Source organism: Kurthia sp. YJT4 (genome assembly GCF_030219945.1).
Classification (GTDB): domain Bacteria; phylum Bacillota; class Bacilli; order Bacillales_A; family Planococcaceae; genus Kurthia; species Kurthia gibsonii.
Genome location: NZ_CP126689.1, coordinates 2,390,732 through 2,413,499, shown reverse-complemented (window position 1 = coordinate 2,413,499; position 22,768 = coordinate 2,390,732). Strand labels below are relative to the sequence as shown.

Annotated in this window: 24 protein-coding genes and 1 tRNA gene; 23 read left to right on the top strand and 2 right to left on the bottom strand. The window is 38.6% G+C overall.

The annotated features are described in order from the left end of the window. The first annotated feature begins 5 nt into the window (after positions 1 to 5). From lgt to QN089_RS11890, 20 genes are all read left to right on the top strand, one after another. Complete coding sequence (gene lgt, locus QN089_RS11985) at positions 6 to 815, top strand: prolipoprotein diacylglyceryl transferase (RefSeq protein WP_285215393.1); 810 nt, start codon at positions 6 to 8, stop codon at positions 813 to 815. A gap of 60 nt (positions 816 to 875) precedes the next feature. Beyond that, positions 876 to 1,541 (top strand): pyrophosphatase PpaX, encoded by a 666-nt coding sequence (ppaX, locus tag QN089_RS11980; protein ID WP_068451173.1) that lies wholly within the window; start codon positions 876 to 878, stop codon positions 1,539 to 1,541. Next, complete coding sequence (locus tag QN089_RS11975; protein ID WP_068451178.1) at positions 1,519 to 2,034, top strand: acyltransferase; 516 nt, start codon at positions 1,519 to 1,521, stop codon at positions 2,032 to 2,034. The genes ppaX and QN089_RS11975 overlap by 23 nt, the downstream gene beginning before the upstream one ends. Positions 2,035 to 2,216: 182 nt before the next feature. Next, positions 2,217 to 3,386 (top strand): ATP phosphoribosyltransferase regulatory subunit, encoded by a 1,170-nt coding sequence (locus QN089_RS11970; protein ID WP_068451179.1) that lies wholly within the window; start codon positions 2,217 to 2,219, stop codon positions 3,384 to 3,386. After that, entirely contained in the window at positions 3,379 to 4,005 is a 627-nt protein-coding gene (gene hisG, locus QN089_RS11965) for an ATP phosphoribosyltransferase (RefSeq protein ID WP_068451181.1), read from the top strand. Before QN089_RS11970 ends, hisG begins: the two co-directional genes overlap by 8 nt. Positions 4,006 to 4,015: 10 nt before the next feature. Then, the gene (hisD, locus tag QN089_RS11960; protein WP_068451183.1) at positions 4,016 to 5,290 is read left to right on the top strand and encodes a histidinol dehydrogenase; all 1,275 of its coding nucleotides are present in this window, start codon (positions 4,016 to 4,018) and stop codon (positions 5,288 to 5,290) included. 6 nt (positions 5,291 to 5,296) lie between these two features. After that, complete coding sequence (hisB, locus tag QN089_RS11955; protein WP_285215392.1) at positions 5,297 to 5,890, top strand: imidazoleglycerol-phosphate dehydratase HisB; 594 nt, start codon at positions 5,297 to 5,299, stop codon at positions 5,888 to 5,890. Continuing rightward, on the top strand, positions 5,887 to 6,519 hold the full coding sequence (gene hisH, locus QN089_RS11950) for an imidazole glycerol phosphate synthase subunit HisH (RefSeq protein ID WP_285215391.1): 633 nt from the start codon (positions 5,887 to 5,889) through the stop codon (positions 6,517 to 6,519). The genes hisB and hisH overlap by 4 nt, the downstream gene beginning before the upstream one ends. After that, entirely contained in the window at positions 6,516 to 7,253 is a 738-nt protein-coding gene (gene hisA, locus QN089_RS11945; RefSeq protein ID WP_285215390.1) for a 1-(5-phosphoribosyl)-5-[(5-phosphoribosylamino)methylideneamino]imidazole-4-carboxamide isomerase, read from the top strand. The genes hisH and hisA overlap by 4 nt, the downstream gene beginning before the upstream one ends. After that, entirely contained in the window at positions 7,253 to 8,011 is a 759-nt protein-coding gene (gene hisF / locus QN089_RS11940) for an imidazole glycerol phosphate synthase subunit HisF (protein ID WP_285215389.1), read from the top strand. Before hisA ends, hisF begins: the two co-directional genes overlap by 1 nt. Beyond that, positions 8,008 to 8,622 (top strand): bifunctional phosphoribosyl-AMP cyclohydrolase/phosphoribosyl-ATP diphosphatase HisIE, encoded by a 615-nt coding sequence (hisIE, locus tag QN089_RS11935; protein WP_068451197.1) that lies wholly within the window; start codon positions 8,008 to 8,010, stop codon positions 8,620 to 8,622. Before hisF ends, hisIE begins: the two co-directional genes overlap by 4 nt. 181 nt (positions 8,623 to 8,803) lie before the next feature. Then, positions 8,804 to 10,324: a tetratricopeptide repeat protein gene (locus QN089_RS11930; protein ID WP_285215388.1), complete on the top strand. Its 1,521-nt coding sequence runs from the start codon at positions 8,804 to 8,806 to the stop codon at positions 10,322 to 10,324. Positions 10,325 to 10,403: 79 nt separating this feature from the next. After that, complete coding sequence (trxB, locus tag QN089_RS11925) at positions 10,404 to 11,345, top strand: thioredoxin-disulfide reductase (protein ID WP_068451204.1); 942 nt, start codon at positions 10,404 to 10,406, stop codon at positions 11,343 to 11,345. Positions 11,346 to 11,642: 297 nt separating this feature from the next. After that, complete coding sequence (locus QN089_RS11920) at positions 11,643 to 12,113, top strand: NUDIX hydrolase (protein ID WP_285215387.1); 471 nt, start codon at positions 11,643 to 11,645, stop codon at positions 12,111 to 12,113. Between the two features lie 3 nt (positions 12,114 to 12,116). After that, positions 12,117 to 12,998: an RNase adapter RapZ gene (rapZ, locus tag QN089_RS11915; protein WP_285215386.1), complete on the top strand. Its 882-nt coding sequence runs from the start codon at positions 12,117 to 12,119 to the stop codon at positions 12,996 to 12,998. A gap of 4 nt (positions 12,999 to 13,002) precedes the next feature. Then, positions 13,003 to 13,962, top strand: a complete 960-nt coding sequence (locus QN089_RS11910; protein ID WP_285215385.1) for a gluconeogenesis factor YvcK family protein — start codon at positions 13,003 to 13,005, stop codon at positions 13,960 to 13,962. A gap of 20 nt (positions 13,963 to 13,982) precedes the next feature. Next, on the top strand, positions 13,983 to 14,930 hold the full coding sequence (gene whiA / locus QN089_RS11905) for a DNA-binding protein WhiA (protein ID WP_087679974.1): 948 nt from the start codon (positions 13,983 to 13,985) through the stop codon (positions 14,928 to 14,930). Positions 14,931 to 14,994: 64 nt separating this feature from the next. Continuing rightward, a complete protein-coding gene (locus QN089_RS11900; protein WP_068451217.1) occupies positions 14,995 to 15,252 on the top strand; it encodes an HPr family phosphocarrier protein in 258 nt (85 codons plus the stop codon). A gap of 104 nt (positions 15,253 to 15,356) precedes the next feature. Beyond that, entirely contained in the window at positions 15,357 to 15,653 is a 297-nt protein-coding gene (locus QN089_RS11895) for an LPXTG cell wall anchor domain-containing protein (RefSeq protein ID WP_285215384.1), read from the top strand. Positions 15,654 to 15,860: 207 nt separating this feature from the next. After that, positions 15,861 to 16,184 carry a hypothetical protein gene (locus tag QN089_RS11890; protein ID WP_082701355.1) on the top strand — a complete coding sequence of 108 codons (324 nt, stop codon included), beginning with the start codon at positions 15,861 to 15,863 and terminating at the stop codon, positions 16,182 to 16,184. A 55-nt stretch (positions 16,185 to 16,239) separates the two neighbouring features. Here the strand turns inward: QN089_RS11890 and clpP are convergent, their stop codons facing one another. After that, a complete protein-coding gene (gene clpP / locus QN089_RS11885) occupies positions 16,240 to 16,830 on the bottom strand; it encodes an ATP-dependent Clp endopeptidase proteolytic subunit ClpP (RefSeq protein ID WP_068451225.1) in 591 nt (196 codons plus the stop codon). Between the two features lie 157 nt (positions 16,831 to 16,987). On the opposite strand from clpP, the gene QN089_RS11880 reads away from it, so the two are divergent. Both QN089_RS11880 and QN089_RS11875 read left to right on the top strand, forming a co-directional pair. Continuing rightward, positions 16,988 to 17,059: transfer RNA gene (locus QN089_RS11880), tRNA-Arg, on the top strand. A 231-nt stretch (positions 17,060 to 17,290) separates the two neighbouring features. Beyond that, positions 17,291 to 18,670 carry a polysaccharide pyruvyl transferase family protein gene (locus QN089_RS11875; RefSeq protein WP_087679977.1) on the top strand — a complete coding sequence of 460 codons (1,380 nt, stop codon included), beginning with the start codon at positions 17,291 to 17,293 and terminating at the stop codon, positions 18,668 to 18,670. Between the two features lie 31 nt (positions 18,671 to 18,701). Here the strand turns inward: QN089_RS11875 and QN089_RS11870 are convergent, their stop codons facing one another. Beyond that, positions 18,702 to 19,604 carry a TetR/AcrR family transcriptional regulator gene (locus QN089_RS11870; RefSeq protein WP_068451230.1) on the bottom strand — a complete coding sequence of 301 codons (903 nt, stop codon included), beginning with the start codon at positions 19,602 to 19,604 and terminating at the stop codon, positions 18,702 to 18,704. Between the two features lie 170 nt (positions 19,605 to 19,774). On the opposite strand from QN089_RS11870, the gene QN089_RS11865 reads away from it, so the two are divergent. Continuing rightward, positions 19,775 to 21,430 carry a DHA2 family efflux MFS transporter permease subunit gene (locus QN089_RS11865; protein ID WP_285215383.1) on the top strand — a complete coding sequence of 552 codons (1,656 nt, stop codon included), beginning with the start codon at positions 19,775 to 19,777 and terminating at the stop codon, positions 21,428 to 21,430. The last annotated feature ends 1,338 nt before the right edge of the window (positions 21,431 to 22,768 follow it).

The following is a 22,768-nucleotide window of genomic DNA, read 5'->3' as shown; positions in this document are numbered from 1 at the left end:
AAGAGATGGATTTTTTATTAATGCAAATTGATCCGGTAGCCTTTAATTTAGGGCCTGTAGCGGTTCGATGGTATGGGATTTTAATCGCAACAGGTATTATCATTGCCTATGTAGTTGCGCAGCGTGAAATGACCAAAAGAGGTTTTAAAGACGACTTTTTAACAGATTTATTAATTTGGACGGTTCCAATTGCAATCATCTGTGCCCGAATTTATTATGTATTATTTGAATGGAGTTACTATAAAGAGAATCCAGGACAGATTGTTCAAATATGGCAAGGTGGTATTGCCATTCATGGTGCACTGATTGGTGGTGCCATTACTGTATTAATCTTCTGTAAAAAGCGTGGCGTCAACTTCTGGAAAGTAGCCGATATTCTAGCTCCATCGATTTTAATCGGTCAAATTATTGGGCGCTGGGGCAACTTCATGAACCAAGAAGCTTACGGTAGTGTCGTAGAGCGTTCATTTTTAGAAATCCTATATTTACCAAATTGGATCATTGAACAGATGAATGTTCAAGGATTTTATCATCACCCGACATTCCTTTACGAATCAATGTGGAATATTGTCGGATTGATTGTTTTATTACTACTTAGAAAAGTGAATCTATTACGTGGGGAAATTTTCTTAATCTATGTGATGTGGTATTCATTCGGGCGTTATTTCGTAGAAGGACTTCGTACAGATAGTTTGTACATTGGCCCACTTCGTACAGCGCAGATGGTATCATTAATTGCATTAGTTATTGCGGCAATTGTGATGATTTATCGTCGTAAGAAGATGAATCCAGTTGTACGTTATAAAGATAAATAGTAGAACGCCCGGAACTACATCATGTAGCCCGGGTTGTTTTATATAAAAGGAGTGTTAGCTATGCATTATAAAGGATTATTATTTGATTTTGACGGTACATTATTAGATACAAACGAATTAATTATGGAAACTTTTTATCATGTCTTATCACCAAAATTTCCTGGGAAATATAAAAAAGAAGATATGGCTCAATTTATCGGACCTTCTTTAAAAGAAACATTTACAGCAATTGATCCACAAAATGCTGAAACTTTAATCAAAGAATATATTACGTGGAATCGTACGCACCATGACGAATTGGTCTCAGAATTTGACGGTGTAGTCGAAGTACTAAAGCAATTGAAGAGAGCTGGTTTAAAATTAGCCATTGTCTCAACAAAAAGACGTGAAGCTATTTTAACTGGTTTACATGTATTAGGTGTAGAAGAACTATTCGATGTAATTATTAGTAACGATGAGGTCGAACATACTAAACCACATCCAGAACCTGTCTTACTCGCTCTACAAGAACTTGGTTTACAAAAGCATGAAGTTATTATGATTGGAGACAACTATCACGATATTGAAGGCGGACAAAATGCAGGTGTTCATACAGCAGGTGTCGCTTGGTCGTTGAAGGGAGCAGCATTTTTAGAAGCACTACACCCAACTTATATGCTTTACCATATGCGTGATTTATATCAAATTACAGGAGTGGAAGCCTATGCGCAAAACGACACGCTATAAAGTAGAGGGAGCCTCTTCTTTATGGCAAATTTACAAGACGGTTTCTTTTTGGAAAGTGGCGAAATGTTTTATCGTCATTGAAATCGCACGCATCACACCATTTCTAGCGATGAAAAATTGGCTCTATCGCCATCTACTACATATGAAAGTGGGTGAGCGAACAGCTTTCGCTTTAAAAGTTGTTCCGGATACGATGTTTCCTGAACGAATATCAGTGGGCGACGATACGATTATTGGCTATAACACGACGATTTTAGCGCACGAATATTTAATTGATGAGTACCGATTAGGTGATGTGAAGATTGGGAGTCGTGTCATGGTTGGAGCCAATTCAACCATTTTACCAGGTGTTACAATTGGCGATGATGCAGTAGTATCGGCAATGACACTTGTGAACCGAGATGTACCAGCAGGCGCGATGGTTGGTGGGAACCCTATGCAAATTATTTATACAAAGGAACAACGAGAAAAGAAATTATCTGAAAAATCTTAATACGAAATAAAAGAAAAAAAGGCATGTTCGAGGAAATAAAGTAGTTGAAAGACGAATTATTTTACGTGAGCATGTCTTTTTATATACATGAAATTTGACGGTTATTTAGAATTGCGTTAAAATACTATACACCATCACATTAGCACTCTAGTGAACTAAAGTAACGGATAGGAAGTGGAAGTATGTCTATGATTCGCCCATTCGAAAAGCCATTAGGTATGCGTGACACATTACCAGGGATTTTTGAAAAGAAAGAATGGATACGCCAAGTCGGACGTGAATTTTTCTCTTTAAGAGGATTTGACTTTATTAAGACACCAACATTGGAATATTACGAAACAGTTGGTCGTTTTTCAGCTATTTTAGAGTCGAACTTGTTTAAATTAGTCGACTCACAAGGGAACACACTCGTGTTACGTCCAGATATGACGACACCCATTGCACGTATTGCCTCAACAAAACTATTAAAAGAAAAAGTACCACAGCGATTAGCTTATTTTTCAAATGTCTTCCGCGCGCAAGAATTAGAAGGCGGAAAACCAGCAGAGTTTGAACAGATGGGGATTGAAGTAATTGGAGATGATTCAATTTACGCAGATACAGAAGTCATTCTAACGACGATTGATTTAATGAAGCGTTTAGGTATTGAATCATTCAAAATTACGATTGGTCATGCGGGAATTTTAGAAGCGATCATTCGAAAAAATGTTCAAACAGAAGAACAGTTTACTGAATTACATCAACTACTCGTGAATCGTAACTATGTTGGTTTTGAAGAAGCAGTGGATCGTTTTGTATTAACGACTGAACAGGCTAGCACTTTAAAATCATTTATCGAAGAAGCGACATCTTTAACAAATATGCGACAAATTTCAAAATATCTTTATGAAAAAGAAGCGCTTATTTATATGGAACAACTCGCTTCGATTTTGGAAATCGCTGGCGTACAAGAATACGTGGCATTTGATTTTACAATCGCAAGCCATATGAATTATTACACAGGCATGATGTTTGAAGTATTTGCGGCGAATACAGGTTATCCAATTGGGAATGGTGGACGCTATAATGGGTTGCTTGAAAATTTCGGTGCAGATATGAGCGCAGTAGGTTTCGCACTGCGAATTGATTATTTATTAGAAGCGATGCCGAAAATAGAAGATGAAAAAGAGAGTGTCCTTATTCTATTTGTATCGACACAATTGGCACAAGCACTTGAACAAACGAAGCAATTGCGCGAACAAGGTTACCGTACGACGATGCAATCTTTAGAAGGAATCGAAAATCTAGCACAATATGAAAAGCAATTTACAAAAGTAGTACGTGTTGGACAAGGAGGTACAAGCTATGAATGAACCATTAACGATTGCGATGCCAAAAGGACGTATTTTTGAAGAAGCATATGAGCTATTAATTCAAGCGAATTTCGACTTACCTGAAACAATTGATTTATCACGTAAACTCATGTTTGAAGTACCTTCTGAAAATATTCGCTTCATTTTAGCAAAACCGATGGATGTACCAACATATGTTGAGCATGGTGTAGCAGACATTGGAATCGCGGGGAAAGATACATTACTTGAACAACAACGCCATGTGCATGAATTACTCGATTTAAAGATTAGTACATGTCATATTGCGTCAGCTGGTTTACCGAACACTGTACTAGATGAGATTGCGCCACGTATTGCGACAAAATATCCGAATATTGCGTCAGCTTACTATCGTGAGCGCGGCGAACAAGTAGAAATTATCGGATTGAACGGTTCGATTGAGTTAGCACCGATGATTGGTTTAGCAGATCGTATTGTCGATATTGTCTCAACAGGTCAAACATTGAAAGAGAATGGACTTGTAGAATATGAATATATTACGGATGTATCATCACGATTAGTTGCAAACCCTGCAAGTTATCGTATGAAGAATGAACGTATTACAGACTTAGTAAAGCGTCTAAAAGCATGTGTGAAATAGGGGTGAGTAGATGGAGATTCAAACATTAACAGCAGATATTTCTTTAAAGCGTCAACTCGAAACAGGGAATGAGATGCAGCTGCAAACAGTTCGTGCAGTTATTAAAGATGTAAAGCAGCAAGGTGATGAAGCGGTAAAAGCATATACAGAAAAATGGGATGGTTTTCGTTTAGAAAACCTACGTGTTACACAGGAAGAAATCGATGCAGCTGTTCAGGCGATGGATGAAATCATCTTACAAGACTTACGCGAAGCAGCAACCAATATTCGTCGTTATCACGAACAACAAAGTCGTTATGGATTCAAACTACCATTAGAAGATGGTTCATATTTAGCGCAGCGTATTTTACCGCTAACATCGGTTGGACTATATGTACCAGGTGGTTCAGCAGCCTATCCTTCTTCTGTATTGATGAATGTGATTCCAGCACAAGTTGCGGGTGTAGAACGCGTAGTCATTGCAACACCATGTGATGCAACGGGGAAATTACCTGATGCAGTACTTGCAGCAGCTTCGATTTTAGGCATTACAGAAATTTATAAAATGGGCGGTGCACAGGCAATTGCAGCACTCGCATATGGTACAGAAACGATTCAACCCGTCGACAAAATTACAGGTCCAGGAAATATTTTTGTAGCACTTGCAAAAAGGGAAGTGTTCGGTGATGTCGCAATTGACATGATTGCGGGGCCCAGCGAAATCGCTATTTTAGCAGATGAAACAGCCTATGCTGATGAAGTAGCAGCCGATTTACTATCTCAAGCAGAACATGATGCCCTTGCATGTGCCATCTTAATTACAACGAGTGAACAACTCGCTCAAGCTGTTGCAACACAAGTGGAAAAACAATTGCAGACATTACCAAGAGAATCAATCGCTCGTCAATCGGTTGAACGCTTTGGCCGTATTTATATAGCAAGTTCGATGGCGGAAGCAGTAGAAGCAATTAATCAGTTAGCACCCGAACATTTAGAAATTGTAACGAAAAATGCAGAAGCAGTAAGCGAACAAATTCGTCATGCAGGTGCTATCTTTTTAGGGCGCTACAGTTCAGAGCCTGTAGGTGACTATTTTGCAGGAACAAATCACGTCCTACCAACAAATAGTACAGCGCGATTTGCTTCGGGATTAAATGTCGATGATTTTATTAAGAAAACGAGTGTTGTTTATTATACAGAAAAAACATGGGAACAAAACGCACCGAAAATTGCACGTCTTGCACGTTTAGAAGGCTTGGAAGGACATGCGAGAGCAGTTGAATCAAGAGGTTGGGAGAAGGAGTGAATAGTGATGGGAACACGTACAGCGAGTATTATACGTAAAACGAATGAAACACAAATTGCCATTGATTTCGACTTAGATGGTACGGGGCAGGTAACGGTCAATACAGGTGTACCATTTATGGACCATATGCTCGATTTATTCATGAAGCATGGTTTATATGACGGGAAAATTGAAGCGAATGGCGATGTGGAAATTGATGACCACCACACAACAGAAGATTTAGGCATTGTTTTGGGGCAAGCGGTTCGACAAGCACTTGGCGATAAAAAAGGTATTAAACGTTATGGACATGCTTTTGTGCCAATGGATGATGCGCTAGCACAAGTCTATGTGGATTGTTCAGACCGCCCACATTTAGAATTTCGCGCCACTTTACCAGCTCAAAAAGTCGGCACATTCGATACAGAACTCGTACATGAATTTTTATGGAAGTTTGCACTAGAAGCTCGTATGAATGTGCATGTTATTGTGCCATATGGTCATAATACACACCACATTATCGAAGCGATTTTCAAAGCACTTGCGCGTGCCATTGATGATGCTGTTCAAATTGATCCACGTGTACAAGGCGTACCGTCAACAAAGGGGTTACTTGGATGAAAGTAGGAATCATTGATTATGGTATGGGGAACTTGTTTAGTGTGGAGCAAGCAGTTAAAAGATTAGGCTATGAAGTGATTGTTTCTTCAAATATACAAGAACTAAAGCAAGCAGATGCGTTCATTTTACCTGGTGTCGGTGCATTTGCAGATGCGATTGGTTGTTTAGAAAAGACAGGATTGAATCACTTTGTTTATGAAATAGTGGAACAACAAAAACCGCTACTCGGGATTTGTTTAGGTATGCAATTACTATTTGAAGATAGTGAAGAAAATGGTTTCTTTAAAGGTTTAGGTATTTTTAAAGGAACAATTCGTCGCTTTGATGATGAAAAAGTACGTGTTCCGCATATGGGATGGAATAAACTTACATTTACATTCACACCTAATTGGCAAGAATCAGAGGAATTAGCAGATCGTTATGTTTACTTTGTTCACTCGTATTACGGTGTAGATTTAGCACCTGAACAATTAGTTGCCTATGCAGAATATGAAGGAATTCGTGTTCCTGGAATTGTGCAAAAAGGCAATGTAACAGGTATGCAATTTCACCCTGAAAAATCAGGCACTTGCGGTATGACACTATTAAAAAATTGGTTACAACAAGTAGAAGGGGAGACGCAATCATGACAGCAATTCAAATTTTCCCAGCGATTGATATGCGCGGTGGAAAGTGTGTCCGTTTATTTAAAGGGGATTACGCACAGGAGACGATTTACGGTGATTCACCATTTGATATGGCTAAAAGTTTTGCAGATGCAGGTGCGACGTTCATACATATGGTCGACTTAGACGGTGCAAAAGATGGTGAACGTGTACATGCAAAAGATGTTGTCCGCGTTGCAAAGGAATTACCTCTGTGCGTACAAATTGGTGGCGGTATCCGAACAGAAGAAGATGTGGCATTTTATTTAGATCAAGGTGTAGATCGTGTCATTATTGGAAGTCTCGCAATTCGTGAACCTGAACTTGTTGCTTCCTTTATTGAAAAGTACGGTGCAGAGCGTATTGTCATTGGATTGGACGCAAAAGATGGTATGGTCGCAACGCATGGCTGGCTAGAAACATCGAATCAAACAGCGATTGAAGTTGGACAATATTTTGCAAGGAAAGGCGCAAAGCACTTTATTTTTACGGATATTGCAACGGATGGAACACTTCAAGGGCCAAATATTGAAGCAAATGAAGCATTGGCGCGTGCAACAGGTGCAAATATTATTGTATCGGGTGGTATGAGTAGTTTAGCTGATATTCAAGCAGTGAAAGAAGCTGCGAAATCAACAACGATTGCTGGTGTGATTATTGGGAAAGCTTTATACACAGGACAATTCACATTAGAAGAAGCGCTGAAGGAGGCAGAATAATGCTAACGAAACGAATTATTCCATGCCTCGATGTGAAAGATGGTCGTGTCGTAAAGGGGGTTCAATTTGTATCGCTACGTGATGCTGGAGACCCTGTAGAACTCGCTACTTTTTATAATGAACAGGGTGCAGATGAGCTCGTGTTTTTAGATATATCTGCAACACACGAAGGAAGAGAGACGATGGAAGATGTCGTGCGACAAACAGCCGCTACATTATCCATTCCATTCACAGTAGGCGGTGGTATTCGAACGCTAGAAGATATGAAGCGTATGCTACGAGCAGGAGCTGATAAAGTATCTCTTAATTCAGCTGCACTACAAAATCCAGAAATCATTGAAGAAGGTGCGCGCTATTTTGGCTCGCAATGTATCGTTGTAGCAATTGATGCGAAGTGGAGTGAACAAGATAATACGTGGATGGTATTCACACATGGCGGACGTAACCGACTTGATGTTGAAGCAGTTGCATGGGCAAAACAAGCAGTTGCACTTGGGGCTGGTGAATTACTTATCACATCGATGGACTCAGACGGTGAGAAAAAAGGATTCGATTTAGACTTGATGAAAGCCATACGAAAAGAAGTCAATGTACCGATTATCGCAAGTGGCGGTGCGGGGAATGCCGAACATTTTTATACAGTGCTTGAAGATGCGGATGCCGATGCTGCACTTGCTGCTTCCATCTTCCACTATAAAGAGACAAGTGTAGAAGAAGTGAAAAGTTATTTGAAAAATAAAGGAGTGTCGATTCGATGAAAATTCAATTTGGAGCAGATGGTTTAGTACCTGTCATCATTCAACATGCACGTACAAAAGAAGTATTAACTTTAGCCTATATGAACGAAGAATCGTATAAAAAAACACTCGAAACAAAAGAGACTTGGCTGTACTCGCGTTCACGTCAAGAGCTTTGGCATAAAGGAGCGACAAGTGGACATACACAAAAAGTCGTAGCGATGCGTACGGATTGTGACCAAGATGCGCTCGTTGTAGAAGTATTACCGAATGGACCTGCTTGTCATACAGGTGCAACGTCTTGCTTCCATGAAGATGTGATTGAAAAATCACTTGCGATTGGTTCACTCGATATTTTAGAAACATTGAAGAATGTCATTCAAACGCGCGAACAAGAGATGCCAGCGAATGCGTACACAACGTATTTATTCGAACAAGGTGTCGATAAAATCGGTAAAAAAGTGGGCGAAGAAGCAACGGAGGTTGTCATCGCTGCGAAGAATCGTGATGCAGAAGAATTGAAGTGGGAAGCAGCCGACTTGTTGTATCACTTACTCGTCTTATTACAAGAGCAAAAATTAGATTTATATGATGTATTAGGTGTCTTACAAAATCGTCATGAAAAACATTAATTCACAGTGTACTTTATTTTAACTATGTTATAATATACGGTATTATGCAAAAGCTTGGGATTGGCTTAAGGTTGGTCTTATGTGTATGACGCATGAAAAACGAAAAATCGCGTATTGACGCGGTTTTTCCTTTTTGTTGCGAACCTTTCGTCCCAAGCTTTTCTTTTCGGAGGAATATTTCTTGGAAGAATTTAACGACAAACAAAAGCCAAAACCGAATATCGTATATTTCTTGCCATCGGGAGATTTCTACTATCAAAAAGCACAAGATGTTATGGGACGTGGCGATTTAGGGAAGGCAGCGATCTATTTACAAAGAGCGATTGAGCTGAGCCCAACAGATGCGATGATTTATTTGCAGTATGCTGTTGTTGAGTTAGAGCAAGGAAATGTTGAGAAGGCACGCGAATTACTATTAGAAGCAGATCGATTAGAGCCGAGAAATCCTGAGACAGTTATCTTTTTAGCAGAGACTTCAGCAGGACTAGGCTTTTTAGAAGATGCACTTTATTATGCTAATTTATATTTAGATTTTGATGAAGACGGCGAATTTACAGCAGAAGCAAAAGATATTTTAGATTTTGCACATGCCACACTTGAGAAGATTCCGTCAGAAGAACCGAATGTGAATCGCGTCTATATACATGAACAAGAGCGAGCGCGTCAACTGATGGAAGAAGGACATCACGAACAAGCGATTGAGATTTTTGAACAGATTATCGCAGAAAACCCATTCTTCTGGTCTGCCTATAATAATTTAGCACTCGCTTATTTTTATCAGGGAGAGGAAGAACAGGCACGTGCCTTGTTGCGTGAAGTATTACATGGGAATTATGGAAATTTACATGCGTTATGTAACTTAACGGTTATGGCATATTATGCAAAAGAAGATGAAGAACTCGTCTATTTAGAGAGTTTACTTATTAAATTACATCCGTATAAATTCGAACATCGCTTCAAGTTAGGCGCGACACTTGCACTGATTGGACAGTATGAGTTAGCTTATAAGTGGTTGAAAAGTTTATATAAGAATGGTTTCTCAGGTGATGGCAGTTTCTACTTCTGGTTATCACATTCTGCTTATTTTGCAGGAGATGAAGCGCTATCTCGTAAAGTGTGGACACAGTTATTAGAAGTTGACCCATCAAAAGAAGGTTTCGAACCATGGGTACATGCAATTGTACAAGAAGATGATTTACTTCGTGATGTGGAGTATATTCAAAGTTTATTACAACATGATGAACGCTCGGAACGTTTATTTGGCTTATTTTTATTAGAAAAATCACCTCATAAACATGAAATTTTAGCGAACCCGACGATTATAAAGGTAGAGGAATATACAGCGATTGAAAAAGTATTTCTCGCTTTTGTGTTAGGGCGTGATTTAGAAGATGAAGCAGTCTTAAAACCTTTATTTCACATGGTCGAAGTAGCTGAAATTTTGTATCAACGAGTAGAGCCGATGCAAATTGAAGATACCTTCCCATTCCAAATGTGGTTCATCATCTGTGAAAATGCGCTAGATCAAGGTTATGCATTTAAAAATACGGTTGCATTAGCTGCAGCAGTTGAATATATGTATCGATCATCGCGTGCGAAAGTAACGAAGAAATTGATTGCGGAAGAATATCATATTTCACCGCAAACGTTGACGAAATATGTGAACGAACTCATTCCGTTTTTACCGATGTTTCGTCCATGAGCAAATAACTTGAGTAGGTATAGAAAATGCTATACCATACTAGGGTATATAGAAGTTTTTTTAGTAGGAGGAGTTAAATATGTCAGAAGAAAAAATTTATGATGTTGTCATTATTGGTGCAGGTCCAGCAGGTATGACTGCAGCGGTTTATGCTTCACGCGCAAACTTAGCTACATTAATGCTTGAGCGTGGTATTCCAGGTGGTCAAATGGCGAATACAGAAGAAGTAGAAAACTACCCAGGTTTCGATACGATTTTAGGACCAGAGCTTTCTACTAAAATGTTTGAACACGCAAAAAAATTCGGTGCAGAATATGCATACGGTGACGTTTCAGAAGTCATCGATGGTAAAGAATATAAAACAATTAAAGCAGGTTCTAAAGAATATAAAACACGCGCAATCATTATTACAACAGGTGCAGAATACAAAAAAATGGGTGTACCTGGTGAAAATGAATTAGGCGGTCGTGGTGTAAGTTACTGTGCTGTATGTGACGGTGCATTCTTTAAAAACAAAAACTTAATCGTTGTTGGTGGTGGAGACTCAGCAGTTGAGGAAGGTATGTACTTAACTCGTTTTGCTGAAAAAGTAACAATTGTTCACCGTCGCGATAAATTACGCGCACAAAAAATCTTACAAGATCGCGCATTTGCGAACGAAAAAATTGATTTTATTTGGAATAATACTGTAAAAGAAATCAATGAAAAAGACGGTAAAGTAGGTAGTGTTACATTAGTAAATACAGTTGATGGTTCAGAATCAACTGTCGATGCAGACGGTGTATTCATTTATATCGGTATGAACCCTCTAACAAAACCATTTGAATCATTAGGTATTACAAACGAAGCTGGTTACATTCCAACGAACGAACAAATGGAAACTAAAATTCCAGGAATCTACGCAGCAGGTGATGTACGTGATAAAACTTTACGCCAAATCGTAACTGCTACAGGTGATGGTAGTATCGCAGCTCAAGCTGTGCAACATTATGTTGAAGAATTAAAAGAAACATTAGCATAAATAACCATAAGATACAGATGATACTTGTTCTTAATCTTTCTGTAACCCGAATGAAACATTCAAACTGTATAGTATAAAGTGTAATAACCCTTTTTGAAATACTATTGGTGAAGATGATTCTATTCAAGTAGATGAAATCAGAATGAGAGGAAGCGCTGGCGAGCGTTTCCTCTTTTTCGTGGTAAATAAAAAGGGTGTGAATTTTTAAATTTTGTAAGAAACACCCGGAACAGTGTATAATAGAAAATAGGATTTTTTTAATACTAAGAATATGAAAATAGAGATGAGGTGGCGCGTATGCAACGAATTGCAAATTTAATTGTGCGTAAAGGTGATAAAGTACTTCTTTTGAAAAAACCTAGACGTGGATGGTATGTGGCACCCGGTGGGAAAATTGAAAGTGGTGAATCCATTTACGAAGCAGCGGCTAGAGAGTTTTTTGAAGAGACAGGGACGCGTGCTGTCAAACCACATTTAAAAGGAATTTATACAATGGTCATTCAAGAAGACGGTGAATTCGTTGACGAGTGGATGCTTTATACTTTTGTAGCAAATGATTTAATTGGAGAACCCTATACCGAAACACGAGAAGGTATTTTAGAGTGGCATCCAATTGAAGATTTAAAAACATTACCAATGGCTGAAGGAGACCGTACAAATTTATTGTTCGCTGTAGAACAAAGTGGTATGCAGTATGGTACATTCACATACACGAAAGATTTCGAACTATTAGCCGAAAAAATACAGCAATCAACAGAGGAGAAATAAACCATGCCACAAACAGATGAATCAAAAGAATTAATCATTATTACAGGCATGTCGGGTGCAGGTAAATCAGTAGCTGTGCGCTCTTTTGAAGATTTAGGCTATTATTGTATCGATAATTTACCACCTGCACTTCTTCCTACTTTTATTCGTCTCATGCAAGATTCGAATAAAGAAATTACACACACAGTGGTCGTAATGGATTTACGTGGTGGTGATTTCTTCTCTACTTTAATGGATGCACTAGATGAAATAGAACGTGAAGATGAAATTAAACCGTACATTCTATTTTTAGATGCAGATAACGAAACTCTTGTGCGACGTTATAAAGAAACAAGACGTGCGCACCCCCTTGCTTCTAAATCATTACCGCTTGATGGGATTAAAAAAGAGCGTGAATTACTGGCAGATATTAAAGGGCGTGCAAAGCAGATTTATAATACGTCGATTATGAAGCCAAAAGAATTGCGTAATGTATTACTAGAGCAGTTTTCAAACGAAACAAAAAATACATTCTCGATTAACGTGATGTCTTTTGGTTTTAAACATGGCATGCCAATCGATGCCGATTTAGTTTTTGATGTGCGTTTTTTACCAAACCCTTACTATATTGAAGATTTACGTCCGAAAACAGGTCTAGATGATGAAGTTTCTTCTTACGTATTAAAACAGCAGGATGCAAAAGCATTAATTGAGAAGCTGACAGACCTTTTTGAATTTATGGTTCCGCGCTATAAAGACGAAGGTAAAGCACAATTAGTTATCGCATTCGGTTGTACAGGTGGACAACACCGTTCTGTTACATTAGCCGAATACTTTGGACATGAATTAGCGAAGATTGCTTCAACTGTTGTGTTCCATCGTGATCTTGCGAAAAAAGAGGGCTAATGCGATGAAAAAACAGAAAAAACGTATTGTCGTGATTGGTGGTGGAACAGGTCTTTCAACATTATTGAGAGGACTAAAAAAATTCGATACGGATTTAACAGCGATTGTGACGGTAGCGGATGACGGTGGTAGTTCTGGACGTTTACGCGATGACTATCATGTGCCACCGCCAGGCGATATTCGAAATGTCATTGCCGCACTTTCAGAAGTAGAGCCTCTCGTTGAGGAGATGTTTCAATATCGTTTTAAAGGACAGGGAAAAGAACATCTAAATGGTCATTCACTCGGGAATTTAATGCTAACAGCACTCACTGAAATTACCGGTGATTTTTCGCATGCTATTCGACAGATGAGTCGTGTACTAAATGTTAATGGTCGTGTGCTTCCAGCAGCGAATCAGCGTCTAACACTATTCGCTGAATTTGAGGACGGAAAAATCATCGAGGGGGAATCAAAAATCCCTTCATATGGTCAACCGATTAAGCGCGTATTTTCAAAGCCACATCATGTCCATGCACTACCAGAAGCGGTAGAAGCGATTGAGCAAGCAGATGTTATCGTTATCGGTCCAGGGAGTTTATATACGAGTATTATTCCGAATCTATTAGTAGAAGATATACGACAAGCAGTACTTCGTTCATCTGCCAAAAAGGTGTATATTTGTAACCTCATGACACAGCGGGGCGAAACATCGGGCTATACAGCAAGTGATCATGTGCGTGCGATTCATACACATGTAGGAGAACCTTTTATCGAAACTATCTTAATTAATGATGATGCAGATGTACCAGAAGAAGTGCAAAAAGCATATGAAGAAGAAAATGCCGAGCCTGTACGCTTCGATGTCCGATTATTAGAAGGAATGGGACTTCGTGTTGAAAAAGGTGCGATTGCCACTTTAAGTGAAAAAGGAAGTGTCCGACACGAAGCAACGAATGTAGCGGAGTGGTTAATGACCTATTAACTGAGAAAGGAGGGACGACGATGTCTTTCGCTTCAGAAATGAAAAAAGAATTAACGCAAATTGAGTCGAATGAAATTAATTTAAAAGCGGAACTTTCCGCAATGATTCGTATGAATGGTTCACTATCACTGACCAATCGTCAATTCAGTTTAGATGTACAAACTGAAAACGCAGCGATTGCAAGACGGATGTATACGATTATGAAGCAGTTATACGACTACAAAATTGAACTACTCGTTCGTAAAAAGATGCGTTTAAAAAAGAATAATGTGTACATTTGTCGTGTACGAGAAGGTACGAGAGAGTTACTTGAGAGTTTAGAAATTCTATCAGGTAACTTTTTAATGAATCATCATATCTCACCAGATTTGATTAAGACCGATTTATCGAAGCGTGCGTATTTACGTGGTGCGTTCCTAGCGGGTGGCTCGGTGAATAACCCAGAAACGTCAGCGTATCATTTAGAAATCTATTCATTATATGAAGAACATGGTACGGATTTAATGAACTTGATGAATTACTTTGATCTGAATGCAAAAACGATTGAACGTAAAAAAGGGTTCGTGACGTACTTAAAAGAGGCGGAAAAAATTTCTGATTTCTTAAATTTAGTAGGTGCGCATCAAGCGATGATGAAGTTTGAAGATGTGCGTATTGTACGCGACATGCGAAATAGTGTGAATCGTTTAGTGAACTGTGAAACAGCGAACTTGAATAAAACGATTGGTGCAGCGATTCGTCAGGTTGAAAATATTAAGTACATCGACAAGCAAATTGGCATTGAGCAGCTACCAGAGAAGTTGCAAGAGATTGCTAGATTGCGTGTAGCGTATCAAGATGTGACATTAAAAGAGCTTGGTGAGATGATGACAACATCTGTTTCTAAATCAGGAATTAATCATCGCCTAAGAAAAATTGACGAAATTGCAGATTCTTTACGTGCTGGTGAGAAGCTGAACATAAAATGATGTATAATAGAAGAAATAAGATAAATTTGACGGCAATTGCCATAACATAAGGAGGAAGTAAGTAATGGTAGAGCAGCAGGTGGAGGTTAAACTCAAATCTGGTCTTCAAGCAAGACAAGCCGCTCTTTTTGTACAAGAAGCAAACCGCTACCATGCGGATGTATTCTTACAAAAAGGTACGCGCAAAGTAAATGCGAAGAGTATCATGGGGATTATGAGTTTAGCTGTTGCACATGGAACAGAGATTACACTGTTTGCAGACGGGAAAGACGAGCAAGAGGCAATCGCCGGTTTACGTGCAATGATTGAATCAGAAGATTAGTAAAAATACGAGGTAGCAGCGATGTTATCTCGTATTTTTTTATTTTAAAGATGTATGTTATGCATTATTCGGTATCTATTCTTTCGTGGATTCTACAAAATTAATTGAAACCGTCAAAACCAGGTGTTAAACCAGGCGACCATTATGATGTATATGATAAAGATGGTAACTTAGTGGCGAGTGATGTAACAGTTGATCAAGACGGTAACATTAGCGCAGACTTACCACCAGGTGAATACGATTTCGTATCAAAAGGTGAGCATGTAACAGCGGAAGTTGGCAAAGATGGTAAACTACCACAAACAGGTTCAAGCGACTTCTTATTATACACATTAGCGGGTATTGCATTACTTGGAGCAAGTCTTGTTGTATTTGCATGTGGACGTAAAAAGAGTGCGTAGAGCTTAAATAGACAGGAATCGTCATGATGGCGATTCCTGTTTTTATATGGTGAAAAATAGTGTGCATTATTTAACTTATTTTTCGTAAGTGTGTGCTATTTCATGTTGAATTGTTTCAAAATAAGCGACAATCCGCTTTTTGTTTACCTTGATAAATAAAATGTCAGTGCTAAAATAAGTATATATGAAGCAATTTAGGAGGCATTCATGATGGAAATTACAATCGTTGCACATGTACAAACAGAAGGTCAACCAGAACAAATAGTAGACTTAGGAATTTCAGAGTTAATCGACTTTGAACTTGCACGCGATTTCCAAGTAAAAAATATTCTGGGTCAATTAGGTTATACAGATGTACAACCATTACCAACAGAAGATGTAGATGTATTTAAAGCGAACGCACAATTAAATGGACAAGCAGTTCAACCAAAAATTTTATTCGGAAAAGCGTTAAAAGCAGGTAATGTCGGTTCAAAATCAGGTGTATCTTTTTATGAGTTGAATGAATTACGTAATGTTGTACACGCTTAATTTATAAACAAAAAAGAGGTGAGGGGTTTTAAACCCTTCACCTCTTTTGCATACATTATTTTGTTTCGTTGTTTGTCATGATTTTATCGATTAAACCGTAGTTTAATGCTTCTTCAGCAGACATGAAGTTATCACGATCTGTATCTTTTTCAATTACTTCGACAGGTTGACCTGTACGCTCTGCAAGGATTTTGTTTAGTTTTTCACGTGTTTTTAAGATGTGGCGAGCAGCGATTTCGATTTCAGTCGCTTGACCTTGTGCGCCACCTAATGGTTGGTGAATCATGATTTCAGCGTTTGGTAATGCGAAACGCTTACCTTTTGCACCAGCTGTTAATAGGAATGAACCCATTGAAGCAGCCATACCGATACAGATTGTTTGTACATCTGGTTTGATGAATTGCATTGTATCGTAGATTGCCATACCAGCTGTTACTGAACCACCTGGTGAGTTGATGTATAAGAAGATATCCTTCTCTGGATCTTCTGCTTCTAAGAATAATAATTGTGATACGATTGCGTTTGCAACGTTATCATCAATTGCGCTACCAAGCATGATAATACGGTCTTTTAAAAGACGAGAATAAATATCGTATGCACGCTCTCCGCGGTTTGTTGTTTCGATTACTGTAGGAATTAAGTTCATTTAATTCTCCTCCGTTCAATCTAGTTACTGATTAGAATCAGCTGTACTCTTATTGTACATTGCATAGTCAAAAAAGGTCAAATATATTGTGTTAAATATTGCAAAGTCTAAATCAAGTTGTCAATTGCACTTTATATTTGTATAATAATAGTCATACGCCTCAGTAGTTTAATGGATAAAACATAAGATTCCGGTTCTTAGGCTGGGGGTTCGATTCCCTCCTGGGGCATATACAAGTTGTATGAAGTCATAAACATGACAACATACAGCTTTTTCTTTTGTACAAATTCCCTTTAAAGTGATATATAAACAAAAATCAAGTGACAATATTATGAAAAATATAACAGTTAAATTACATTTAATGAATAAAAAGGGTTAAAAGAGGTAAATAACCTTTGGAAAAGGTAATATAAAATAAGAGGATACTAAAGTAGATACATAGAAGGGAGTTTAATGGTTGATGAAAAAATATTTAATTCGTAGCGGTATGTTACCAACAGATGTGTTTGATGCTGCTAAAATCATTGCCAACAATTCAATTGGGGGAAATGTAGGAAACTTAATCTATGCATATAGCATTTATCGCACATTGATGACAGAAGATGTTGAATTTGTACCCGACTACTATCGTGTAAATCCAGCAGATGCGCCTTATATTAACGAGAATTATGATGCATATTTCATTCCATTAGCAGATGCCTTCCGACCAGATTTTGAAAATACATTAAAATCTTATACGAAATTAATTAATCGTTTGACAATACCTGTTTACGTCATTGGTGTTGGTGTACGCATTGACTTCGAGCCAGACTTCACAAAAAAGAATTCATATGATCCAGCAGTTGTCGATTTCGTTAAAGCGGTATTAAATCGTTCAGCTATGATTGGCGTACGTGGAGAATTCACATCACGTTACCTAACACATTTAGGATTTAAAGAGGGGATTGACCATGTCATTATTGGTTGTCCGTCAATGTATGCAAATGGGCGTCATTTACGTATACGCGATACAGAAATTAATGAGAATTCCATTGTTACCATTAACTCATCTAAACTTTCTCCAAACCATGTTCTAGAATTTATTGATCGAAGTAAAAATGAATTCAAACATCATTATTTTATTCCGCAGTGGTATAAAGAATTAAAAATGATTTATTTAGGCGGTCCTAATCTTGAAAAGCCGAAGCCACATTATCAAGGGAAGACAACAGATGAACTGTATGTCCAAGATCGTGTGCGTTATTTCTTGAACGCTAAATCATGGATTGATTTTATAGGTGAAGCTGACTTTAGTTTTGGTGCTCGATTGCATGGGAACATTACAGCGACAATTGCTGGGACACCGAGCTTAATTATTCCAAAAGATGGGCGTATGCGTGAGTTAACAGATTACCATGCTTTAAATTATGTGGCTGGGAACGAATTAACAGAGCAAACACAGATTATGGACTTAATTGAAAAGAGTGACTTCCATCGTTGTGAGCATGTACATGAAGAGAATTTTAATCGTTTTATTCATTTCTTAAACCATAATGGAATTCCACATATTTATGAACAAGACCTTGATTTAGTGGAAGCGCCACTCGATAAACAGCTACAAGAAATACAATTACTTCCACCAGTAAAAAGCTTTATTCATTGCTCGGCAGCTGAGATGGGAGAGCGCTTTGAGACGGTCATGAGTAATGTATTAGAACAAAAAAATGAACGTATTGTAAAGTTGAAAAGTCAGGTGAAAAGCCATCAAGTACGCACAAAACATTTAGAAGGTACATTGAATCGTAAGGCGGTTCGGATTGCCTTAAAAACAGCGAATTTATTTTCAAAAAAGAATTCATAAAAAAGAGGTTTGGGAATTGCTCCCAAGCCTCTTATTTTTTAAGGATACTGCCTTTATTTGCGCGTGTGACTTTCCAAATCTCATTGGCGATTTCAATTGTTTCAAGTGCGTGCTTTGAATCGCGGAAGCTATTGTAAAATTGATACGCAATCGTTCCAATAATATAGTAACGCGGTTTTTCCATCGAGAATTCTTCTATTAGACAGTCCGTGTACTCAATGCAAGATTCGGGTATATCGGATTCTAAACAACTTCTAAATCCTTTTAACTGATCTAAAATCTCATCGCGTGTAGGTACTTCATACTTCGTATTCTCGAAAATATAATTTTGTAAGTCAGGTCCCAAATAATAGTCGTTATTTTCGATTAGTGAAGGCACGATTAAGTCTAGTTGACGTAATGCATACTTTGATGTCACAACAGGATCAATTGCCTCACCAGCTGTCATGCTTCCAATATGAAGCATCTGATGAATCATCCCAAACAAAAGAATCGTGGCATCATAGCGATACGGTACAATGCGTTCACCATATACGTCTACTAACCTTCTTGATAACCATTCCATCTCTTTTAAATGGTATTCTTTGACGATTTTTTTAAGTTCTTGGTCGCCTGAATGCAGGATTGATTCAAAGATTGGTAGTAAGTCGCGTTCGCGATTCACTTGCATGATGGTCGAAATTTGGGCTGCGAGTACACTTTTATCGGATAGGTTCTTTCCGATTAATAATTCAGCCTTTCGAAGTGTTGCATCTGAACGTCCAATTTCTAAAATCGCCACTAAGCAATCTTTTTTGGACGAAAAGTAATTATAAAATGTGCCTTTTGAGATATGTGCTTCATCTAAGATGTCTTGAATCGATGTACTGTGGAAGCCTTTTTTAGCAAATAGTTTAAGGGAAGCCAAGATAACTTGGCGTTTTCGATTATTCATATGTCCACCTTTAATCTTTATATTATACTGTCATTCTAACTGTAAAACGCTTTAATAGCAATGATTTTTGCAAAAACTTAATTTTCTTGTTGCCAAAATTGGACTATGAGTATATTATAGTGAAAGTAAACTTTTATACACGAAATATAAAGCAGAAGAGGGATTAATAAATGGATATGGAACAGTTACAGAAAAAGCCACCATATGCAATGATTGTATTAATGTTCATCGGTGCTTTTGTAGCATTACTTAACAATACATTATTGAATGTAGCATTACCTTCTATTATGAAGGACTTCGATGTAGATGCTTCAACGGTGCAGTGGCTAACAACAGGTTATATGTTGGTATCAGGGGTTTTAGTACCAGCAAGTGCATTCTTTATTACACGTATTAAAAACAGAACGTTATTTATTACAGCATTATCAATTTTCACAATCGGTACAGCTTTAGCAGCATACGCACCAACATTTAGTATCTTATTAACAGCGCGTATGGTTCAAGCAGCAGGTGCTGCCGTATTAGGTCCACTATTAATGAATATCATGCTTGTATCATTCCCAATTGCCAAACGTGGTGCAGTTATGGGGATTTTTGGTCTTGTTATGATTACAGCGCCAGCAATCGGCCCAACATTATCAGGTTGGATTGTTGAAACTTGGACATGGCATGTATTATTCGAAATGATTTTACCGTTATCAATCACAATTTTAATTATCGCAATCTTTAAGTTCCGTAATATTATGGATACACGCAAAGTCAAATTAAGTTATACATCACTTGTATTATCAACAATTGGTTTTGGTGGTCTATTATACGGTTTCAGTTCAGCTTCAGGTGAAGATGGCTGGGGAGCAGTTGATGTATGGGGTACAATCACAATTGGTGCAATCGCATTAATTATCTTTGTCATCATGCAATTAAAAATGAAAGATCCAATGCTAAACTTCGGTGTTTATAAATACCCAATGTTCGCATTAGCTTCAATCATTTCGATCGTCGTAGCAATGGCGATGTTCTCAGGTATGATTTTAACACCAATTTATTTACAAAATATTCGTGGCTTTACACCACTTGATTCAGGTCTATTAATGTTACCTGGTGCGGTTATCATGGGCTTGATGTCGCCAATTACAGGTAAGTTATTCGATAAGTTTGGTCCGAAAATTTTAGCGATTACCGGTTTAACAATCGTGACAATCTCAACGTACTTCTTATCACAATTAACAACAGAAACAACGTACACTTATTTAATGCTTGCTTATACAGTGCGTATGTTTGGTATGTCGATGGTTATGATGCCAATTATGACAAACGGTTTAAACCAATTACCAATGCAATTAAATCCACACGGTACAGCGATGAACAATACACTACAACAAATTTCAGGTGCGATTGGTTCAGCAGTTATGATCACAATCATGACAACTCGTACAAAGAGTGAAGCTTCAGGTGTTGAAGATGAAGTAAAAGGTCAAGTAGCTGCAAAAGTGAAAGAACGTATTTCAGAACAAGTAACACAAAAAGCAACAGAAGCAGCTCAAGCAGGTACGCCAATGTCTAAATCAGAATTAGCAGCTTACGGTAAGCAACTAGCTGAAGATCCAAGTATCTTAAAATATGCAAAAGAATTAGGTCAATCATTATCGAAACCACTTGTGGATAAAGCAATGGTTGAAGGGATTAACTTCTCATTCTTAATCGCAATGTTCATTACAATTGCGGCATTAATTCTAGCGTTCTTCTTAAAACGCGTCCAAGTACCAGGTCAAAAGGTATCGAAAAAAGCAATGAAAGAAGTAGAAAAAGAAATAACAGAATCATAAAATGTAGAGGAATCGTCTATTCGGACGATTCCTTTTTTGATTGAATCAGCTGTTGAAAGGGGCTGGCTCGTCGAAAGGGACAAATAGTTGCGCGAAAGGGAATCTGGCTCATCGAAAGGGAAAAATCATCGCGCGAAAGAGAATCGCCGTGTTTGAAAGGGACTGAATGTCGCGCGAAAGGGAATCCCTGCTGTTGAAAGGAACAAATCATCGCGCGAAAGGGAATCTGGCTCGCCGAAAGGGACAAATCATCGCGTGAAAGGGAATCCCTGCTGTTGAAAGGGACTGAATGTCGCGCGAAAGGGAATCGCCGTGTTTGAAAGGGACTGAATGTCGCGCGAAAGGGAATCCCTGCTGTTGAAAGGGACTGAATGTCGCGCGAAAGGGAATCCCTGCTGTTGAAAGGGACTGAATGTCGCGCGAAAGGGAATCCCTGCTGTTGAAAGGGACTGAATGTCGCGCGAAAGGGAATCGTCGTGTTTGAAAGGGACTGAATGTCGCGCGAAAGGGAATCGCCGTGTTTGAAAGGGACTGAATGTCGCGCGAAAGGGAATCGTCGTGTTTGAAAGGGACTGAATGTCGCGCGAAAGGGAATCTGACTCGTCGAAAGGGAAAAATCATCGCGCGAAAGGGAATCTGGCTCATCAAAAGGGACAAATAGTTGCGCGAAAGGGAATCGCCGTGTTTGAAAGGGACTGAATGTCGCGCGAAAGGGAATCCCTGCTGTTGAAAGGAACAAATCATCGCGCGAAAGGGAATCCCTGCTGTTGAAAGGGACTGAATGTCGTGCGAAAGGGAATCTGACTCGTCGAAAGGGAAAAATCATCGCGCGAAAGGGAATCTGGCTCGCCGAAAGGGACAAATCATCGCGTGAAAGGGAATCCCTGCTGTTGAAAGGGACTGAATGTCGCGCGAAAGGGAATCGCCGTGTTTGAAAGGGACTGAATGTCGCGCGAAAGGGAATCCCTGCTGTTGAAAGGGACTGAATGTCGCGCGAAAGGGAATCCCTGCTGTTGAAAGGGACTGAATGTCGCGCGAAAGGGAATCCCTGCTGTTGAAAGGGACTGAATGTCGCGCGAAAGGGAATCGCCACCATCGAAAAGGACAAATCATCCAAATAAAAGGACGAAATAGGCTACTCGCTTTAGATTCAAATGTATTCTAACTCTCGAAAAAAATCGGAGTTTCTTCTATTTAAATAGTGTTCAGGATATGAAGTGGGATAAAATAGTGCCCATTGTTGCAAAAGATGTCTGACATTGATATAATATCTTTAGAAATATTTTTTTACATTAGGTGGGACGAAAAATAAGTATATGGGACTTATTTTGACCTGCT

Excerpts from the sequence above, each read along its gene's own strand:
- lgt (WP_285215393.1), top strand. The coding sequence starts at position 6 with ATGGATTTTTTATTAATGCAAATTGATCCGGTAGCCTTTAATTTAGGG.
- ppaX (WP_068451173.1), top strand. The coding sequence starts at position 876 with ATGCATTATAAAGGATTATTATTTGATTTTGACGGTACATTATTAGAT.
- QN089_RS11975 (WP_068451178.1), top strand. The coding sequence starts at position 1,519 with ATGCGCAAAACGACACGCTATAAAGTAGAGGGAGCCTCTTCTTTATGG.
- QN089_RS11970 (WP_068451179.1), top strand. The coding sequence starts at position 2,217 with ATGTCTATGATTCGCCCATTCGAAAAGCCATTAGGTATGCGTGACACA.
- hisG (WP_068451181.1), top strand. The coding sequence starts at position 3,379 with ATGAATGAACCATTAACGATTGCGATGCCAAAAGGACGTATTTTTGAA.
- hisD (WP_068451183.1), top strand. The coding sequence starts at position 4,016 with ATGGAGATTCAAACATTAACAGCAGATATTTCTTTAAAGCGTCAACTC.
- hisB (WP_285215392.1), top strand. The coding sequence starts at position 5,297 with ATGGGAACACGTACAGCGAGTATTATACGTAAAACGAATGAAACACAA.
- hisH (WP_285215391.1), top strand. The coding sequence starts at position 5,887 with ATGAAAGTAGGAATCATTGATTATGGTATGGGGAACTTGTTTAGTGTG.
- hisA (WP_285215390.1), top strand. The coding sequence starts at position 6,516 with ATGACAGCAATTCAAATTTTCCCAGCGATTGATATGCGCGGTGGAAAG.
- hisF (WP_285215389.1), top strand. The coding sequence starts at position 7,253 with ATGCTAACGAAACGAATTATTCCATGCCTCGATGTGAAAGATGGTCGT.
- hisIE (WP_068451197.1), top strand. The coding sequence starts at position 8,008 with ATGAAAATTCAATTTGGAGCAGATGGTTTAGTACCTGTCATCATTCAA.
- trxB (WP_068451204.1), top strand. The coding sequence starts at position 10,404 with ATGTCAGAAGAAAAAATTTATGATGTTGTCATTATTGGTGCAGGTCCA.
- QN089_RS11920 (WP_285215387.1), top strand. The coding sequence starts at position 11,643 with ATGCAACGAATTGCAAATTTAATTGTGCGTAAAGGTGATAAAGTACTT.
- rapZ (WP_285215386.1), top strand. The coding sequence starts at position 12,117 with ATGCCACAAACAGATGAATCAAAAGAATTAATCATTATTACAGGCATG.
- QN089_RS11910 (WP_285215385.1), top strand. The coding sequence starts at position 13,003 with ATGAAAAAACAGAAAAAACGTATTGTCGTGATTGGTGGTGGAACAGGT.
- whiA (WP_087679974.1), top strand. The coding sequence starts at position 13,983 with ATGTCTTTCGCTTCAGAAATGAAAAAAGAATTAACGCAAATTGAGTCG.
- QN089_RS11900 (WP_068451217.1), top strand. The coding sequence starts at position 14,995 with ATGGTAGAGCAGCAGGTGGAGGTTAAACTCAAATCTGGTCTTCAAGCA.
- QN089_RS11890 (WP_082701355.1), top strand. The coding sequence starts at position 15,861 with ATGATGGAAATTACAATCGTTGCACATGTACAAACAGAAGGTCAACCA.
- clpP (WP_068451225.1), bottom strand. The coding sequence starts at position 16,830 with ATGAACTTAATTCCTACAGTAATCGAAACAACAAACCGCGGAGAGCGT.
- QN089_RS11875 (WP_087679977.1), top strand. The coding sequence starts at position 17,291 with ATGAAAAAATATTTAATTCGTAGCGGTATGTTACCAACAGATGTGTTT.
- QN089_RS11870 (WP_068451230.1), bottom strand. The coding sequence starts at position 19,604 with ATGAATAATCGAAAACGCCAAGTTATCTTGGCTTCCCTTAAACTATTT.
- QN089_RS11865 (WP_285215383.1), top strand. The coding sequence starts at position 19,775 with ATGGATATGGAACAGTTACAGAAAAAGCCACCATATGCAATGATTGTA.